The organism is Pseudomonas kilonensis (assembly GCF_001269885.1).
Lineage (GTDB): Bacteria > Pseudomonadota > Gammaproteobacteria > Pseudomonadales > Pseudomonadaceae > Aquipseudomonas > Aquipseudomonas kilonensis.
This window is the reverse complement of record NZ_LHVH01000027.1, coordinates 18,518-36,257: the sequence shown is the minus strand read 5'-3', so window position 1 is coordinate 36,257 and position 17,740 is coordinate 18,518. Positions and strand designations below refer to the sequence as shown.

At 62.7% G+C, this 17,740-nt stretch carries 17 protein-coding genes, 2 tRNA genes and 1 pseudogene; 15 read left to right on the top strand and 5 right to left on the bottom strand.

From position 1 onward, the window contains the following. Positions 1–109 precede the first annotated feature (109 nt). The 8 genes from AD662_RS20725 (at position 110) to AD662_RS20690 (ending at position 6,426) form a co-directional block, all read left to right on the top strand. Complete coding sequence (locus AD662_RS20725) at positions 110–1,135, top strand: NAD(P)H-dependent glycerol-3-phosphate dehydrogenase (protein WP_018610127.1); 1,026 nt, start codon at positions 110–112, stop codon at positions 1,133–1,135. Positions 1,136–1,165: 30 nt separating this feature from the next. Continuing rightward, positions 1,166–1,513 (top strand): DUF4389 domain-containing protein, encoded by a 348-nt coding sequence (locus AD662_RS20720; RefSeq protein ID WP_018610128.1) that lies wholly within the window; start codon positions 1,166–1,168, stop codon positions 1,511–1,513. Beyond that, the gene (gene sixA / locus AD662_RS20715; RefSeq protein WP_053189652.1) at positions 1,510–1,962 is read left to right on the top strand and encodes a phosphohistidine phosphatase SixA; all 453 of its coding nucleotides are present in this window, start codon (positions 1,510–1,512) and stop codon (positions 1,960–1,962) included. The genes AD662_RS20720 and sixA overlap by 4 nt, the downstream gene beginning before the upstream one ends. Positions 1,963–2,014: 52 nt before the next feature. Then, entirely contained in the window at positions 2,015–2,458 is a 444-nt protein-coding gene (locus tag AD662_RS20710) for a hotdog fold thioesterase (protein WP_018610131.1), read from the top strand. Between the two features lie 276 nt (positions 2,459–2,734). Next, positions 2,735–3,529, top strand: a complete 795-nt coding sequence (locus tag AD662_RS20705; protein WP_024617122.1) for an alpha/beta fold hydrolase — start codon at positions 2,735–2,737, stop codon at positions 3,527–3,529. Continuing rightward, entirely contained in the window at positions 3,526–4,377 is an 852-nt protein-coding gene (locus tag AD662_RS20700) for an alpha/beta hydrolase (protein WP_018610136.1), read from the top strand. Before AD662_RS20705 ends, AD662_RS20700 begins: the two co-directional genes overlap by 4 nt. Before the next feature lie 129 nt (positions 4,378–4,506). After that, positions 4,507–5,325: a DUF4892 domain-containing protein gene (locus AD662_RS20695; RefSeq protein WP_053181054.1), complete on the top strand. Its 819-nt coding sequence runs from the start codon at positions 4,507–4,509 to the stop codon at positions 5,323–5,325. A gap of 63 nt (positions 5,326–5,388) precedes the next feature. Further along, on the top strand, positions 5,389–6,426 hold the full coding sequence (locus tag AD662_RS20690; protein WP_018610138.1) for an AI-2E family transporter: 1,038 nt from the start codon (positions 5,389–5,391) through the stop codon (positions 6,424–6,426). Between the two features lie 219 nt (positions 6,427–6,645). Here the strand turns inward: AD662_RS20690 and xopAW are convergent, their stop codons facing one another. The 3 genes from xopAW to AD662_RS20675 all read right to left on the bottom strand — a co-directional run bounded on the left by xopAW (position 6,646) and on the right by AD662_RS20675 (position 9,419). Then, entirely contained in the window at positions 6,646–7,383 is a 738-nt protein-coding gene (gene xopAW / locus AD662_RS20685) for an EF-hand domain-containing protein (protein ID WP_053189651.1), read from the bottom strand. 234 nt (positions 7,384–7,617) lie between these two features. Then, on the bottom strand, positions 7,618–8,661 hold the full coding sequence (locus tag AD662_RS20680) for a sensor histidine kinase (RefSeq protein ID WP_018610141.1): 1,044 nt from the start codon (positions 8,659–8,661) through the stop codon (positions 7,618–7,620). Further along, on the bottom strand, positions 8,661–9,419 hold the full coding sequence (locus AD662_RS20675) for a response regulator (RefSeq protein WP_018610143.1): 759 nt from the start codon (positions 9,417–9,419) through the stop codon (positions 8,661–8,663). The genes AD662_RS20680 and AD662_RS20675 overlap by 1 nt, the downstream gene beginning before the upstream one ends. Positions 9,420–9,708: 289 nt before the next feature. On the opposite strand from AD662_RS20675, the gene pyrF reads away from it, so the two are divergent. Beyond that, positions 9,709–10,407, top strand: coding sequence for an orotidine-5'-phosphate decarboxylase (gene pyrF / locus AD662_RS20670; protein WP_162493982.1), 699 nt, complete (start codon positions 9,709–9,711; stop codon positions 10,405–10,407). A 157-nt stretch (positions 10,408–10,564) separates the two neighbouring features. On the opposite strand, the gene AD662_RS20665 is transcribed toward pyrF, so the two are convergent. Continuing rightward, the gene (locus tag AD662_RS20665) at positions 10,565–11,569 is read right to left on the bottom strand and encodes an NADP-dependent oxidoreductase (RefSeq protein ID WP_053189650.1); all 1,005 of its coding nucleotides are present in this window, start codon (positions 11,567–11,569) and stop codon (positions 10,565–10,567) included. Positions 11,570–11,795: 226 nt separating this feature from the next. Between AD662_RS20665 and AD662_RS20660 the strand changes: the two genes are divergently transcribed. The 4 genes and pseudogenes from AD662_RS20660 to AD662_RS30200 all read left to right on the top strand — a co-directional run bounded on the left by AD662_RS20660 (position 11,796) and on the right by AD662_RS30200 (position 16,229). After that, entirely contained in the window at positions 11,796–12,557 is a 762-nt protein-coding gene (locus AD662_RS20660; protein ID WP_018610151.1) for an SDR family oxidoreductase, read from the top strand. Positions 12,558–12,762: 205 nt separating this feature from the next. Beyond that, complete coding sequence (locus AD662_RS20655; protein WP_018610153.1) at positions 12,763–14,151, top strand: aminotransferase-like domain-containing protein; 1,389 nt, start codon at positions 12,763–12,765, stop codon at positions 14,149–14,151. Between the two features lie 110 nt (positions 14,152–14,261). Continuing rightward, positions 14,262–15,368, top strand: a pseudogene (locus AD662_RS30205) (HAMP domain-containing protein); the annotation flags it as partial. Then, on the top strand, positions 15,348–16,229 hold the full coding sequence (locus AD662_RS30200; RefSeq protein WP_371128556.1) for a methyl-accepting chemotaxis protein: 882 nt from the start codon (positions 15,348–15,350) through the stop codon (positions 16,227–16,229). The pseudogene AD662_RS30205 and the gene AD662_RS30200, both read left to right, overlap by 21 nt. Positions 16,230–16,423: 194 nt before the next feature. On the opposite strand, the gene AD662_RS20645 is transcribed toward AD662_RS30200, so the two are convergent. Then, complete coding sequence (locus AD662_RS20645) at positions 16,424–17,182, bottom strand: hypothetical protein (RefSeq protein ID WP_018610157.1); 759 nt, start codon at positions 17,180–17,182, stop codon at positions 16,424–16,426. A gap of 371 nt (positions 17,183–17,553) precedes the next feature. Between AD662_RS20645 and AD662_RS20640 the strand changes: the two genes are divergently transcribed. Further along, positions 17,554–17,629: transfer RNA gene (locus tag AD662_RS20640), tRNA-Glu, on the top strand. A 2-nt stretch (positions 17,630–17,631) separates the two neighbouring features. Continuing rightward, a tRNA-Gly gene (locus tag AD662_RS20635) sits at positions 17,632–17,707 on the top strand. Positions 17,708–17,740: the final 33 nt, after the last annotated feature.

The window sequence follows — 17,740 nt, the reverse complement described above, 5'->3', positions numbered from 1 at the left end:
GATGGTCAGCTTGCTACAGCTGGTGGTAATTGTTGCCGGGGCTGGTCGCGCTCTGGCCGCTCCGTATAATGCCCCGCATTGCCACTTGGTATGGAAGAACGGATTGCATATGACTGAACAGCGCCCGATTGCGGTCCTGGGAGGCGGGAGTTTCGGTACCGCCGTGGCTAACCTGCTGGCCGAGAATGGTCACCCGGTGCGCCAGTGGATGCGTGACCCGGAGCAGGCCGAGGCCATCCGGGTCAACCGCGAGAATCCGCGTTACCTCAAGGGCATCAAGATCCGCCCGGAAGTGGAACCGGTGACTGACTTGCAGGCAACCCTGGAGGGCAGCGACCTGTTCTTCGTTGCCTTGCCGTCCAGCGCCTTGCGTTCGGTGCTGGCACCCTACGCCGAGCGCTTGAGCGGCAAGCTGTTGGTGAGCCTGACCAAGGGCATCGAAGCCCAGACCTTCAAGCTGATGAGCGAGATTCTCGAAGAAATCGCGCCCAAGGCTCGGATCGGTGTGATCTCCGGGCCGAACCTGGCGCGGGAAATCGCCGAGCACGCGCTGACCGCCACCGTGGTCGCCAGTGAAGATGAGGAACTGTGCCAACGGGTCCAGGCGGCGCTGCATGGCCGCACCTTTCGGGTCTACGCCAGTGCTGACCGTTTCGGTGTGGAGCTGGGCGGGGCGCTGAAGAACGTCTATGCCATCATCGCCGGCATGGCGGTGGCGCTGGGCATGGGCGAGAACACCAAGAGCATGTTGATCACTCGCGCGCTGGCGGAAATGACCCGCTTTGCCGTCAGCCAGGGCGCCAATCCGATGACCTTCCTGGGGTTGGCCGGCGTGGGTGACCTGATCGTCACCTGTTCCTCACCCAAGAGCCGCAACTATCAGGTCGGTTTTGCCCTCGGCCAAGGCTTGAGCCTTGAGGAGGCCGTGTCGCGCCTGGGTGAAGTGGCCGAAGGGGTCAATACCCTCAAGGTGCTCAAGGCCAAGTCCCAGGAGGCCGGGGTGTACATGCCGCTGGTCGCCGGGCTGCATGCGATCCTGTTCGAAGGGCGCACGCTTGAGCAGGTGATCGAGTTGTTGATGCGTGGCGAACCGAAGACCGACGTCGATTTCATTTCCACCAGCGGTTTCAACTGAACCGCTATTGACCGCAAGCAGGAGCGAGCCATGAACGATCCGCAAGGGCAACCCCAATACGAATCCATCCTGCTGCGTGTGCTGTGGATGGTGATTTATCTGCTGGTCTGGCAGGTGGCGCAATTCATCCTCGGCGCCGTGGTGCTGGTGCAGTTGATCTATCGGCTGATCTACGGCGCACCCAGTGCCAGCCTGATGAATTTCGGCGACAGCCTGAGTCAGTTCCTGGCCCAGATCGGCCGTTTCGGCACCTTCCACAGCGACCAGAAACCCTGGCCGTTCGCCGATTGGCCGACCCCGCGCACGCCGGAAGGTGAAGCGCCTCACGCCGTGGCGCCGGCCGCGCATCCTGTCCGGGACGAGGAGCCGAAGCTATGAAATTGTGGGTGTTGCGTCATGGTGAGGCCGAGCCGTACGGTTCCCGTCCCGATCCGGAGCGGGCCCTGACGGCTCACGGTCGCGAAGAAGTGTTGCGCAGTGCCGCGCAGTTGATCGGCCAGCCCCTGACCGCCATTTACGTCAGCCCCTACCTGCGCGCCCAGCAGACCGCGCAACTGGTGCGCGAAGCGCTGGGTTTCGAGCCGGAGTTGAGAACGGTTGACTGGCTCACGCCAGAAACCCGGCCGCAAAAAGTCCTGGAACGCCTCGAGGATCAGGACAACGTGCTGCTGGTCAGCCATAACCCGTTGGTGGGCAGCCTGCTGGGCTTTCTGCAGCACGGCCACCTGCAGCACCCCGAGCAAGTGCAAACCGCCGGCCTGGCCGAGTTGGAAGGCGACATGCCGCTGGCCGGGGCGCTGAAGCTCAAAGGGATCAGGCATCCCTGAACCGGTCGGTTGCAGGACTGGGCAAAACAATAATCACACAGGAAGGGCAACGATGAGTCTGTGGCGCACCACCCCCAACATCGAGCAACTGAACGCCGCCGGTAGAAACACCATCAGCGAAGTGCTGGACATTCGTTTCGAGTCTTTCGACGACCAATCCCTGACCGCCAGCATGGTGGTCGATCATCGCACCCACCAGCCGTTCGGCCTGCTGCATGGCGGTGCTTCGGTGGTGCTGGCCGAAACGGTCGGGTCCATGGCCGCCTATCTCTGCGTCGATGCCAGCAAGTTCTATTGCGTGGGTCTGGAGATCAACGCCAACCACCTGCGCGGCGTGCGCAGCGGACGGGTAACCGCCACGGCCCGGATGGTTCACCTGGGCCGTACCACCCAGGTCTGGGACATCCGCCTGGTCAATGATGAGGGCAAGGTCAACTGCGTGTCGCGCCTGACCATGGCCGTGGTACCGCTGGGCGAGCAGCCGCCGGCGCGTTGAGATGGGGTTGACCCCGGCCCCTGTGGCGAGGGGATTCTCTGTGGGAGCAAGGCTTGCCCGCGATACAGGCGACTCGATTTCTGAAAGACCGCATCGCCACCATCGCGGGCAAGCCTTGCTCCCACAAATCTCCTAACCACATGGAGGGTATGTGCTCACAGTTTCATAAACCCATAGCCCAAGCCCGACTGTCATCATTCCTGTCAGTTACGGTCATTGCCGTGCCGTCGGGTTCTGCGGACAATCTGCCCCAGTTCCCCCAATGGATCGGCTGTCATGTCGCAACAGATTTTCTTCGCCCACGCCAACGGTTTTCCCTCGGCCACCTACGGCAAGCTGTTCGCCGCGCTGGCGCCGCAGTACCAGGTCGCGCACTTGGAGTTGCACGGCCATGACCCGCGTTTCCCGGTGGACGATAACTGGCACAACCTGGTGGACGAACTGATCCATCACCTGGAGCAGCAACCGGCGCCGGTGTGGGGCGTCGGTCACTCACTGGGCGGCGTGCTGCACCTGCACGCGGCGTTGCGCTGCCCCGAGCTGTATCGTGGCGTGGTCATGCTCGATTCGCCGCTGCTGACCCGTACCGACCAGTGGGTGATCCTGGCCGCCAAGCGCCTGGGCTTCATCGACCGCCTGACGCCGGCGGGCCGCACCCTGGGGCGGCGTGAAGAGTTTGCTGACCTGGAATCGGCCCGGCAGTATTTTGCTGGCAAAACCCTGTTCCGCGGTTTTGATCCGGATTGCTTCGACGCCTACCTGCAACACGGCCTGCAACAAGTCGGCGACCGGCTGCGGCTGCGCTTCGACCCGGCCACTGAAATCAGCATCTACCGTGGCGTGCCGCACACCAGCCCCGGCCGGCCCCGTAAGCTCAAGGTGCCGCTGGCCGTGGTGCGCGGCCGGCAGAGTCGCGTGGTGATGCGGCATCACACCCGTTCAGTGGGGCGTATGCTCCATGGCGAATCCCTGAGCATGCCCGGCGGCCATATGTTCCCCCTTGAACGCCCACAAGACACCGCCAACCTGCTCAAGAACCTGTTCCAGCGTTGGGAAGGGCGCAGCGCATGAGTGGGGTCGAGGAGGTCCGCCTGAGCCTGCCGCACATCGAACTGGCGGCCCACCTGTTCGGGCCGGAAGACGGACTGCCGGTGATTGCCCTGCACGGTTGGCTGGACAACGCCAACAGCTTCGCCCGCCTGGCGCCCAGGCTCGAGGGCCTGCGGGTGATTGCCCTGGACATGGCTGGCCACGGTCACTCCGGGCATCGGCCGCCCGGTGCCGGTTATGCCCTCTGGGACTACGCCCACGATGTGCTGCAAGTCGCCGAACAACTGGGCTTGAAGCGTTTCGCCCTGCTGGGGCATTCCATGGGCGCCATTGTCTCGCTGGTGCTGGCCGGCTCTCTGCCGGAGCGGGTGACGCACCTGGGTTTGATCGACGGGGTGATTCCTCCTACAGCCAAAGGCGATAACGCGGCCGAACGCATGGGCATGGCCCTGCAAGCCCAGTTGGATCTGCAGCAAAAACGCAAGCCGGTCTACAAAACCCTCGAGCGGGCCATCGAAGCGCGGATGAAAGGGCTGGTGGCGGTCAGCCGCGAGGCCGCCGAATTGTTGGCCCAGCGCGGCCTGATGCCGGTGCCCGGGGGCTATACCTGGCGCACCGACAACCGCTTGACCCTGCCATCGCCTTTGCGCCTGACCGATGAACAGGCCATGGCGTTCGTGGCGCGGGTCGCTTGTCCGGCGCATCTGGTGGTGGCAGCCGACGGCATGCTGGCTCAGCACCCGGAGTTGCTGGAGCGTCTACCCTTCAGTCATGAGCAGTTGCCCGGCGGCCATCATCTACACCTGAACGATGAGGTCGGCGCCGCGCTTGTAGCAGACTGTTTCAATCGGTTCTTCACCGCTCCTTGACTTGTGTCGGGCAACTGTCGAGGCTGGGCGGGTTGAAAGGGAGACAACCATGACAGACCTCTGTTTGCCAGCCTCGCGGTGCATCGACGGCGCCCGTTGCGTCCAAGCTTCCAAGGCCAAGCCGATCCGATGAAATTATCCGTTCACTCACTCGTCCTGCTGGTGCTGGCCTGCTTCAGCCTGGCGTCGTTCGCCGTCGATGTAGCGGGCAGTCGCGATCTGGAGCGTGTGCCGCGCATGCCCGACGCGCAGATTGTCGATTACCGGCAAACCAGCGACCTGGAACGCGTCTACCCCATGGGCTCGATCCGCAAGATCAGCGGCCAACTGCGCTTCGACGGCCAGGTCGATGCCCGTGGGAATGTCACGTCGGTCACCTACGAACTGCCGCCGGAACATTCCGCCACCCAGGCCTTCACCGCGGCGCGCGAAGCGCTGCAGAAACAGGGCGCCGAGCTGTTGTTCTGGTGCCAGGCCCGCGATTGCGGCGAAAGCAGCCTGTGGGCCAACGAGGTCTTCGGCAATGCCAAGCTCTATGGCGCCGACAACGGCCAGGCCTTCCTGTTGCTGCGCCTGGCGCCACCGGCGGACAACACTCTGGTTGCGCTGTATGCCATCACCCGCGGCAATCGCAAGGCCTACCTGCATGTCGAGCAGTTCGAGGCGAACGCACCGCTGGGGGACTTGCTGCCGACATCGGCCACGCTGTTGCGCCAGCTCAAGGACACCGGGGTCCTGGATTTGCCGCGTCTTGCCGGCGAGCCAGACGACAGCTGGTTGCGTCTATTGTCCCGGGCGCTGAACCTGGACACGGGCCTGCGGGTCAGTATCGCCGGGCCCCGGGCCGAGGACTGGCTTGAGGCGCTGGCGGGCCAGGGCGTCCGGGCGGCGCGTATGGAGGCCGCCAGCGGCGAGGCGCCGGGATTGCACCTGGAGCTGCTGCGCTAAGCTGTCTCGGGGCAGCGGGTTCACACGGTTGCCCCGGTCCTGTTCATTTTTTCGAGACCCTACATGCTCAATAACGATCGGCTGTTGGTGCAGATCCTGCTCCTGGTGTTGTTCGGCGCAAGCCTCTGGGTCATGGCGCCGTTCTGGTCGGCGCTGTTCTGGGGGGCAGTGCTGGCTTTCGCCAGTTGGCCGCTGATGCGCCTGCTGACCCGCTGGGTCAATGGCCGCGAATCCCTGGCGGCGGCATTGCTGACGATGGGCTGGATGCTGCTGGTGGCGGTGCCGCTGGTGTGGCTGGGGTTCAACCTGGCCGACCATGTACGCGATGCCACGGCGTTCATCAAGGATGTGCAGGTCGACGGCTTGCCGCAAGCCCCCGACTGGCTGGCCGGCGTGCCGCTGGTGGGCGGGCGGCTGGTCGGCATCTGGAACAGCATCGACCAGCAGGGTGCGGCAATGATGGTGTCCATCAGGCCGTACCTGGGGCAAGTCGGCAACTGGCTGTTGGCGCGCAGTGCGCAGATTGGCGGTGGCATACTCGAGCTGACCCTGAGCATCGTGTTCGTGTTCTTTTTCTATCGCGACGGCCCGCGCCTGGCGGTGTTCGTCCACGGGTTGCTGGAGCGTCTGATCGGCGACCGTGCCGGTTACTACATCGAACTGGTGGCCGGTACCGTGCAACGAGTGGTCAACGGCGTGATTGGCACCGCGGCGGCCCAGGCCGTGCTGGCGCTGATCGGTTTCCTGATCGCCGGGGTGCCGGGGGCGCTGGTGCTGGGCATCGTCACATTCCTGCTCAGCCTGATCCCCATGGGGCCACCCTTGGTGTGGATCCCCGCCACGGCGTGGCTGGCGTGGAAGGGTGAGTACGGGATGGCGGTGTTTCTTGGCATCTGGGGCACGTTCATCATCAGCGGCGTGGACAATGTGCTCAAGCCCTATCTGATCAGCCGTGGCGGAAACCTGCCCTTGGTCATCGTGCTGCTGGGGGTGTTCGGCGGGTTGATCGCTTTCGGTTTCATCGGCCTGTTCATCGGCCCGACCCTGTTGGCGGTGGCGTACAGCCTGTTGACGGACTGGAGCAAAAGCCAGGCGCGGTAACCCCCTCCTGAGGCGAGCACAAACCTTTGTGGCGAGGGGATTTATCCCCGCTGGGTTGCGAAGCGACCCCAAAAACTGCCGGCTCGGTCAGCCTGACACTCCGGGTCGTCTGATTTTAGGGCTGCTGCGCAACCCAGCGGGGATAAATCCCCTCGCCACAAAGTGAGCGTCGATCCAGGCAGGTAAGCCTGGCTCTGAAAGGCCAGGCTTACCGGTGAATCAGGTCGCCACGTTCAGGTGTTTCCCCACGGTGGCGACGTTATCCAGCGAGTATTGCCGGCTGAGGTTGGCGATCATTCTGTTCAACGCTTCGCTGACGTTGGCCTGGTCGGTGTTCGTGGCGCTGCTGTCGCTGGCCTGCAAGGCGCTGCTCAGTTCGCTGGCGGTGACGGTGGCGTCGCCATCGGCATCGAGCTGGCTGAACAGCTCTTCACTGGAGGCCTGTTGCGGCGGTGGCGGTGGTGCGAGGCTGGCGGCGAGTTCGTCAAGGCTGACGGTGCCGTCTTCATTCTTGTCCAGCGCCGAGAACACTTGCTGGCTGTCGGCATCGCTGCCAGTGCTGGCCAGGCCGTTGCTCAACTCATCGCTGCTGACCACGCCGTCACCGTCGGCGTCCAGGGCGCTGAGCAGCGCATCGGCCAGTTCTGTATTCGGCGCCTGGTCCCGTGGCGGCGGAGGCGGCGGAGGCGGCGGTGCCATCGCGGCCATTTCCTCGCTGCTCAGGTCACCACTGTCGTCACTGTCCAGGTCGCTAAAGTTGTCGCTCAGGCTGACCAGGATGCCATCGTCGCTTTTTTGCGACAGGGCGCTGCTCAACTCTTCCTGATTGACCGAACCATCGCCGTCGCTGTCGAGCTTGCTCAGCAGTTCCTTTTGAAACTGCTGGCTACGGGCACTGCTGGTGGTGGTACTGCTGGTGCTGGTATAGGTCGAGTAACTGCTGACGCTACCAATCATGGGCGCTCTCCTTGGGCTGGGATAGCCGGTGGGTGCACCGGCTTATGCAGCCTCGGCGGGGCAGTTGTCGTGGGTGTGTGGAGTTTGTACCGGCGGGTGTACAAACTTGGTCCCGGCGCAGTTTCGAGTGTGGGAGCGGGCTTGCTCGCGAATGCGGTGGTTCAGTCGATACAAGGTTGGATGACATACCGCATTCGCGAGCAAGCCCGCTCCCACAAGGGAAATCGGTGGGGTTCAGGTGCGAGGCAGGCTGATCACCGCCGTCAACCCACCCCCTGGTGTCTCTTCCAGGGTCAATTGCCCGCCCAGGCGTTCGCTGGCTTCCCGGGCGATGGTCATGCCCAGGCCGACGCCGCCGGAGTTGCGGTTGCGCGAGCCTTCCAGGCGAAAGAACGGCTCGAATACCGCCTCGCGTTTGTCCGCCGCAATACCGGGACCATGGTCGATGACTCGAATCAGCACCTGCTTGTGTTGGTCTTCCAGGCTAATCAAGGCATGGCCGGCGTAGCGCAGGGCATTGTCGATGAGGTTGTTGAGGCACGAACGCAGCGCCATCGGTTGCACCTGCAGCGGCGCGCAGGTACCGCTGACCTGCACATCGGCGCCCTGGTCCTGGGCGTTTTCGCTCAACGACTCCACCAAGGCCTGCACGTCCATCCATTGCAGCGCTTCACTGGTGCGCTGTTCGTGCAAGTAGGTGAGGGTGGCGTCGAGCATGCCGATCATGTCGTCCAGATCCTGACGCATCTGGCCTTGCAGCTTGATGTCATCAATCTGCTCCAGGCGCAGCTTGAGCCGCGAAAGCGGCGTGCGCAGGTCATGGGACACCGCGCCGAGCATGCGCGAACGCTGCTGTACCTGCTCGCGGATCCGCTTCTGCATCAGGTTGAACGTATGGGCCGCCTGCCGCGCTTCACGGGGGCCGTTTTCATCCAGCGGCGGGCTGTCGAGGTTTTCGCTCAGGCGCTCGGCGGCATCGCTCAAGCGCTGGATGGGTCGGGTCAGGAGCTTGGCGCCGTACCAGGCTGCGATAATCAGGAACACGAACTGAAAGGTCAGTGGCACCACCGGGCCGCCGAACCAGGGCCGCGGAGGGCGGTTGGGGGGCGGACCGAAGCGCGGGGGGCCTTCGGCCTGTCGGGAAAATTCCGGCGCAGGCCCGGGAGGCGGCCTGTCGTAGTGAGAAAACCAGGCAAACGCCAACAGGTGCGCCAGGACAATCGCCAGCAGCAGCACGCCAAACAGGCGACCGAACAGGGAGTCGAGGCGCAGTTGCATCAACCGATGTCTCGCGCGTCGAACAAATAGCCCTCACCGCGCACGGTCTTGATCAGTTGCGGGGCCTTGGGGTCGTCGCCCAGCTTCTGGCGCAGGCGTGATACAAGCAGGTCGATGCTGCGGTCGAAGGCCTCGATGGAGCGCCCGCGAGCCGCGTCCAGCAGTTGTTCGCGGCTGAGCACCCGGCGTGGCCGTTCGATGAAGACCCACAACAGGCGGAACTCGGCATTGGACAGCGGCACCACCAGCCCGTCGGCGGAGATCAGTTGGCGCAGCACGCTGTTGAGCCGCCAGTTGTCGAAACGGATATTGGCCCGCTGCTCGCTGCGGTCGTCGCGCACCCGGCGCAGGATGGTCTGGATACGCGCCACCAGTTCCCTGGGTTCGAACGGCTTGGCCATGTAGTCATCGGCGCCCAGCTCCAGGCCGATGATGCGGTCGGTGGGCTCGCAGCGGGCGGTGAGCATCAGGATCGGGATGTCCGATTCGGCGCGCAGCCAGCGGCACAACTGCAAGCCATCTTCACCCGGCAGCATCAGGTCGAGCACGACCACGTCGAAGTGCTCGGCCTGCATCGCCTGGCGCATGGCCGCGCCGTCGGTCACGCCGCTGGCCCGTATGCTGAAACGGGCCAGGTAATCAATCAGCAGCTCGCGGATCGGCACGTCGTCATCGACGATCAGTGCGCGGGTGCTCCAGCGCTTGTCATCGTCGGGGACTTTTTGATCGTCAGAATTTGCGACAGGGGTGTTCTGCATGGATGCATCATCTGCCAGGTAGGCTGCCAACCGCAAAGAAGGCGGCGAGGGTAAGGCTTCAGCATAGGCGTCGTGCCGCGGGGCGTGAAGCGCTGAAAGGGCGGGGTGCGGTGGCGGACGGTAGCGTGTCGACGTGTTGTACGCATGTCATGAGTGTATCGGCTTCGACACAAAGACCGGTATCGTCCATGCTGCACAGGGACGATGAGATTTACCGATCATCGGGTCCCGCACGGGCGCTCGTTCCGCTACAATGCGCGCCGATTTCGACTTGCCTGAGAGCCCGCTCATGTCCGCCTGCCAGACGCCCATTATCGTCGCCCTGGATTTCCCCACCCGTGACGCCGCCCTGAAGCTGGCCGACCAGTTGGACCCCACGCTTTGCCGGGTCAAAGTCGGCAAGGAACTGTTCACCAGTTGCGCTTCGGAAATTGTCGGGACCCTGCGTGACAAGGGTTTCGAAGTGTTCCTGGACCTGAAATTCCACGATATCCCCAACACCACCGCCATGGCTGTCAAGGCTGCCGCGGAGATGGGCGTGTGGATGGTCAACGTGCACTGCTCCGGTGGCCTGCGCATGATGGCGGCCTGCCGTGAAGTGCTGGATCAGCGCAACGGCCCGAAACCGTTGCTGATCGGCGTGACCGTGTTGACCAGCATGGAGCGCGAGGACCTGGCCGGGATCGGCCTGGACATCGAGCCCCAAGTGCAGGTGCTGCGGTTGGCGGCGCTGGCGCAAAAGGCCGGCCTGGACGGTCTGGTCTGTTCGGCGCTGGAAGCCGGCGCCCTGAAAGCGGCCCACCCGGCGCTGCAATTGGTGACCCCGGGGATTCGTCCGGCGGGCAGCGCCCAGGACGACCAGCGTCGCATCCTGACCCCGCGCCAGGCGCTGGATGCCGGTTCCGATTACCTGGTGATCGGCCGCCCGATCAGCCAGGCCGCCGATCCGGCCAAGGCGCTGGCGGCGGTCGTGGCCGAACTGGCCTGAGCAAACACTGATAACCCCTTGTGGGAGCGGGCTTGCTCGCGAATGCGGTGGGTCAGCAGGCATAAATGGTGCCTGACACTCCGCCTTCGCGAGCAAGCCCGCTCCCACAGTTGTTTTGTGTCTGGCCTTGAGGGTCAGCTCCCACAGCTGATGTGTATCAGACCTTGAGCACTAGCTTCCCGAAGTTCTCCCCACTGAACAATTTGGTCAGTGTCTCGGGGAATGTCTCCAGTCCTTCGACAATGTCTTCCTTGCTCTTGAGCTGCCCCTTGGCCATCCAGCCGGCCATTTCCTGCCCAGCGGCGGCGAACTGCGCGGCGTAGTCCATGACCACGAAGCCTTCCATGCGCGCCCGATTGACCAGCAGCGACAGGTAGTTGGCTGGACCCTTTACCGCTTCTTTATTGTTGTACTGGCTGATGGCGCCGCAGATCACCACGCGGGCCTTGAGGTTCAAGCGGCTGAGCACGGCATCGAGGATGTCGCCCCCGACGTTGTCGAAATACACATCAACGCCCTTGGGGCATTCGCGCTTGAGGCCGGCGTGGACGTCTTCGTTCTTGTAGTCGATGGCGCCGTCGAAGCCCAGTTCATCGATCAGGAATTTGCATTTGTCGGCCCCGCCGGCAATGCCCACCACGCGACAGCCTTTGATCTTGGCGATCTGCCCGGCGATGCTGCCCACTGCACCAGCGGCACCTGACAGCACCACCGTCTCGCCCGCCTTGGGTGCGCCGACGTCCAGCAGGGCGAAATAGGCCGTCATGCCCGTCATGCCCAGTGCGGACAAGTAACGGGGCAACGGTGCCAGTTTCGGGTCGACCTTGTAGAAACCTCTTGGCTCGCCGAGGAAATAATCCTGCACCCCCAACGCACCGTTTACGTAGTCCCCGACTGCGAACCCCGGGTTGTTCGAGGCAATCACTTGGCCGACACCCAATGCCCGCATCACTTCGCCGATGCCGACGGGTGGGATATAGGACTTGCCCTCGTTCATCCAGCCGCGCATGGCCGGGTCCAGGGACAGGTATTCGTTCTTCACCAGGATCTGGCCGGCTGCTGGCTCGCCCACCGGTACTTGCTGATAGGTGAAAGTCTCGCGGGTCGCGGCGCCTACCGGGCGTTTGGCGAGCAGGAACTGGCGATTGGTCTGGGCAGTCATGACGGGCACTCAAGATGAATGAAGTCTTGTTGATAGACCTTCGAAGCGCTTGTCGCAAGGTTTGCTGACATAGCGAATGCAGTTCGATCCAACACAGTGATAGTTCGCCCAGTGGCTTTATCACTGGCGCCCATGAATGCTCAAACGGCAATTGGATAGTGCTGCCGCGTCCCCGGGACCTGTGACTAGACTGGCGTCATCTCCCGCATTCTTCGAGGAACAGACAATGAGCATGACGTTTTCCGGACAGGTCGCCGTGGTTACCGGCGCTGCCGCTGGCATCGGCCGGGCCACTGCCTTGGCGTTCGCGGCAGAGGGCCTGAAAGTGGTGGTGGCCGACCTCGACGTGGCGGGCGGCGAGGGCACGGTGCAATCGATTCGTGATTCGGGCGGCGAAGCGGTGTTCGTGCGTTGCAACGTGACGTTGGAAAGCGATGTGCAGCAGTTGATGGACGAAGTGATCAAGACCTACGGTCGCCTGGACTACGCCTTCAACAACGCCGGGATCGAGATCGAGAAGGGCAAGTTGGCCGACGGTACCCTCGACGAGTTCGACGCGATCATGGGGGTCAATGTGAAGGGCGTCTGGTTGTGCATGAAGTACCAGTTGCCATTGCTGCTGGCCCAGGGCGGCGGCGCGATCGTCAACACGGCCTCGGTGGCTGGCCTGGGCGCCGCGCCGAAGATGAGCATCTATGCGGCGTCCAAGCATGCGGTGATCGGCCTGACCAAATCGGCCGCCATCGAATACGCCAAGAAAAAAATCCGCGTGAACGCGGTCTGTCCAGCGGTGATCGACACCGACATGTTCCGTCGTGCCTATGAGGCGGACCCGAAAAAAGGCGAGTTCGCCAATGCCATGCACCCGGTGGGGCGTATCGGCAAAGTCGAGGAAATCGCCAGCGCTGTGCTGTATTTGTGCAGCGATGGCGCGGCCTTCACCACGGGCCATTCCCTGGCGGTGGACGGCGGCGTCACAGCGTTCTGAGGACATGCCCCTCAGCTTGTAGGACGAAGCCCGTACTGGTTGCGGGCTTTTTCGTGTGGGGCCGAAAAAGCCTCGGAACGGCCCCTCATTGTGTTTCAAAGGGTGAGAATCGGCGGTTTTGGCGGCGTTGGCGTACATCGTCTCCTAGCGGCCTGTGCTTAACTGTTTCCGGAAATAAAACAAACGCTTAGGAGTTTGGTTACTCATGGAGTTGAGAATCGACCGACAGGCCCTGGTGCCTGTCGTGCAGCAAATCGTCGACGCGCTGACCGGCTGGATCCGACAGGATGCGGTGCAACCGGGGACTCGGCTGCCGTCCGTCCGCCAACTGGCGCGGGAGAACCTGCTCAGCCAGTCCAGCGTCAATGAGGCGTGTGAACGCCTGGTCGCCCAAGGCCTGTTGGCGTCCCGCCATGGCTCCAGCTTTTTTGTCGCCCCACCCCCTCCGCCCGGGCCCGAGCCCACCGATCAGAATCGACAGCAGGACACGCTCGCTGAAGGGGGCGACAGCCCGCAATGGGAATTGAAACTGGGGTGTGGCGGGCTGCCCGAGAGCTGGCGTGAAAGCGATGACCTGGGCTATGCGATCCGTCAGGTCACCCGCACCGACATGGCGGGATTGTTCAACTACAGCACGCCGTTGGGGTTGCCCGCCCTGCGTGAGCAACTGTCCAGGCGCCTGAAGCAATTCAATATCGAGGCCGGTAAAGACCTGATCCTGACCACCACCGGGGCGACCCATGGGCTGGACCTGATCGTACGGACCCTGTTGCCGCCGGGTTCCTGCGTGGTGGTGGAGAGTCCCGGTTATTCAAGCCTGTTCGACCTGCTCAGGTTGCACAACATCGACATGATCGAACTGCCCAGGACCCCGCGCGGTCCGGACGTCGACGCGCTGCAAGACCTGCTGGCGAGGCACCGGCCCACTGCGCTGTTCGTCAACAGCGCCTGCCATAACCCGACCGGCAGCAGCCTGGCTCCGGCCGTTGCTCAACGGCTGCTGCAATTGACGAAGGAACACGGCGTACGGGTGATCGAAGACGATGCCTATGGCGATTTCCAGAGCTCGGCACGGACCCGGCTGGCGGCACTGGATCCCGAGGTGGTCTACGTGGGCAGCTTCTCGAAAACCCTGAGCAGTTCGTTGCGCGTCGGTTTCGTGGTGGCCGGGCCGTCTATCATCGCGCGCCTGAGTGAGGTCAAGGGCATTACCAGCATGGGTGGCTCGCGGTTCTGTGAGTCGGTCCTTGCCTGCCTCCTGGCCAATGGCGCCTATCGCAAGCTGGTACAGCGCCAGCGGCAGCGTCTGGGCGCCGATATGGCGGCGTTGTTGCAGGTACTGGAGGATGCCGATTGGGAGGTCTTTGGCAAACCGGCAGGGGGGCTGTTCATCTGGGCAAGACCGCCATTGTGTGACTACGCTGGAGTACAGCGTCTGGCCAGGCGGTTCGGCGTGCTGTTGTCTTCGCGTACCGCGTTCAGCCCTTCGGGCGCCGACAGCGACTGGCTACGGATCAATGTGGCCTATGCCCGTGACCCCAGGGCGCTGGCGTTCTTCCGGGCCGCGGCTCTGGATCGACCTCGAGTGTCCTGAAAACGACGCGGCTGTAGCTTTTTGCCATTATTCCGACGCCAGCATCTTGTGTTGCAGGGCGTCTCGTTGCGAATCTGCAATCAACACACACTGGCAGAGGACTGAGCGCAATGATTTCGGCCGTGCAAGGACGTTTTGCCAACCTGGGTATGGCAAAGAAACTGGGTATCGGATTTGTCCTGGTGCTGCTGCTGACCGCCGTGGTCGCTGCCATCGGTGTCTGGTCCCTGCAGACCATCAGCTATCGCTTCGATGGCCTGAAACAGATGTCGGCCCTCAACAGCGGATTGCTCAAGGTCCGGCTGCTGGAGCAGGAGTATGCCTCGCGCTCCGATCCCAAAACGGCCGATGCTTTGCGCCAGGGCGTCGATGGGCTGGTGGCCCAGGCGAACGAACTCAAGGTGCAGTCGGCTGCCAACGTGCCGGTGATGAACGACGTGGAGCAGGCGCTGGCCGCGTATCGCAAGGCGTTCGACGAATTTGTCGGGTTGAGCCAGAGCAAGGACCTGGCGCTGGAAATGGCCAGTTGGTCGGTGTCCAGCGTCGCCAATAACCTGGACGTGTTGCAGGCCGGGCTGGCGGATGACGGCGCCTATACCTTGAAAGACACCGAAGGCAAGGAGGGGGCCGAGTTCATCGAGCAGGCCAACCAGGTCAGCGAAGTCTCGCGGTTGATGTTGCAGGCCATGAACGAAGCGCGGGTCCGCCTGGACCAGAGCCGCAAAGGCAATGTTGAAGGTGCCGGAGAAGGCAACATCGAACAGGCCGAGCAGGCGATGAAACAGGCCGACGTGCTCAAGACCACCGTCAAGGACCCGGGTTACCAGACCGTGCTGAATGAGGTGGCCGGGCATATTGCCGGGTTCAATGAACAATTGGCCGAATACACCGGCCTGCTGGCGAAGGAAAAAGTCGTCTACCAGCAACTGCACGAGCGGGCCGATCAAGTGGTGGCGCGGGTTGACCAGGCCTTCAGTGCCGAAGACCATGCCATGCAGACCGAACTGAAGAAGAATTCGCTGCTGATCATCGGTTCGTCGGCCTTGGCGTTGTTGGTGGGATTGATCGCGGCATGGGTCATAACCCGGCTGATCGTGACGCCGCTGCGCAGTGTCATTCGCGTGGCCCAGCAGATTGCGGCGGGCGACTTGAGCGCTACGGTCGAGGTGACGCGCCGGGACGAAATTGGTCAGTTGATGCAGGCGATGCAACAGATGGGCGCGGGGCTGAGCAGTATCGTCAGCGGCTTGCAGGCCGGTATCGAGCAATTGGCCAATTCGGCCCAATCGCTGTCGGCCGTGACTGAACAGACCAACCTGGAAGTCAGCAGCCAGAAAGAAGAAACCGAGCAGGTCGCCACGGCGATGAACCAGATGACGGCCACCGTGCATGATGTGGCACGCAACGCCGAAGAAGCCGCACAAGCGGCCCAGACTGCCGACGACAAGGTCGAAAGCGGCCAACAGGTGGTGCGTCAGAGCATGGTGCGCATCGAGCAATTGGCCGATTCGGCCACGTCGGCCAGTTCCAGCATCGAAAGCCTCAGCGCCGAGATCCAGAACATCGGCACGGTGCTGAGTGTGATCAAGAGCGTGGCCGAGCAAACCAACCTGTTGGCGCTCAATGCCGCTATCGAGGCAGCCCGGGCCGGTGAGCAGGGCAGGGGCTTTGCGGTCGTGGCCGATGAGGTGCGGGCGTTGGCCAGGCGCACGCAACAGTCCACCGAGGAGATCGAGCGACTGGTGAGCGCCTTGCGTTCAGCGGCCCAGGCTTCAGTGCAGCAAATCCAGAGCAGCGGCGAGTTGGTGAAGATGGCGGTCAGCGATGCACTGCAGACCGAAAGCGCCTTGGGCAGTATTGCGGCGGCGGTATCGCTGATCCAACAGATGAACCAACAGATCGCGGCGGCGGCCGAGCAGCAGAGTTCGGTGGCCGAGGAGATCAATCGCAGCGTCACCAGCATTCGCGCCAGCGCCGATCAATCGTCCCTGGCGATGCGCGGCAATGCCGCTTCCAGCATTGAGCTGGCGCAGTTGGGGGTTGAGCTGAAAGGGATGGTGGGGCATTTCAAGTTGTGACGAAGACGACGCAAACCCTTGTGGCGAGGGGATTTAGCGAAACGTCGCACCGCCCCGCTGGGCTGTAGGAGCTGACGAGCGCAACGAGGCTGCGATCTTTGCGCCGGCGCTTGAGTCGAAAATCAAAAGATCGCAGCCTTCGGCAGCTCCTACAGGGTACAGCCCAGCGGGGCGGTGTATCCGACAAAGAATCCTCAGTCGTAAACCTTCTTCTTCTTCCACTCGTCGTTGACTTCGGCGTCCTTCAGCCCTTCGGTCAACTGGTTGACCTCGCCTTCGACCGGCTGGGTGCTGGCCAGGACCTGGGCATTGGCGCGGGCCAGGAGTTTCTCCAGGTAGGCCAGTTGTTCGGCGTAGACCTGGGGTTCCTGTTGCTTGCGCAGGTACTGCACGCCGCGCTCGAAGGCCAGGCGGGCCTGCCCGGGTTGTTCTTGCTGCAGGGCTTGCTGGCCGAGGTTGTTGAAGAACTCGATGTGCAGCAGCACCAGGATGTGCCGCACTTCGCGAATCCAGCGCTTGGCTTCGTTAGACGGCAGGAAACCGTCCTGGGCAGCGCGGGTGATCTGGCCGTGCAAGGCCTCGAGCAGAAAACGTACGTCCTTGGCCTTGGCTTCGGTCAGGATCGGTGCCGGTGGATTGTTCACCGGGATCGATTCACCTTGGGCGGCCAGTGCGCTCAATTCGTCCAGGCGTGCCTTGACCGCAGGATTGGTTTTCTCCAGGTTCAGCAGGCGCTGACAGACGTTCATCTCAAGGCGCGTCATCAACAACTTCAGGGCAGGGGTCATCAACTGCCCGGGGAAGGTTTCGGTGAGCTCGCCACAGCGACGCATGCGGTCGTTGAGTTCCACCTTGGTGCGGGCCTTTTCCAGCTTGTTGTTTTCCACCACGTGGTTCATGTAGCCAATGGCGATCAACAGGGCGATCCCGGCTACGACGAGCAGGGTGATCATGAGTGGTGTCACCGGTAAGACCTCTTTATTGTGGTACGCATGTCATGAGTGTAGTGGCTTGGCTTTTAAGCGCATAGGCCCGAGCGACGCGATTAGACGGGCGTCGTGCTGTTTATAGGAAGCATAACCGGGTGAGTGCACATTGCCATCATTTGCCGGGCGCGACTATAGCGTCTCGGCGGGTGACAGAATATAGGCGTCAGAGACCGAGCGGGCAAAATGTCCGGATCGCTCCCAAACCGGGCGAAGTCATTGATTTAAATAAATTTATATCTGGGGGTTGACGACCCTTCAATCCATCCATAGAATGCGCGCCACTTACAGCGTAAAGCACTCAGCCAAACGCTATAAGCAGTGAATGTTGTACGTGTGTCCCCTTCGTCTAGTGGCCTAGGACACCGCCCTTTCACGGCGGTAACAGGGGTTCGAGTCCCCTAGGGGACGCCAATGCGGGAATAGCTCAGTTGGTAGAGCACGACCTTGCCAAGGTCGGGGTCGCGAGTTCGAGTCTCGTTTCCCGCTCCAATTTTAAACAGCGTTGCTTTCGGGCAGGGCTGA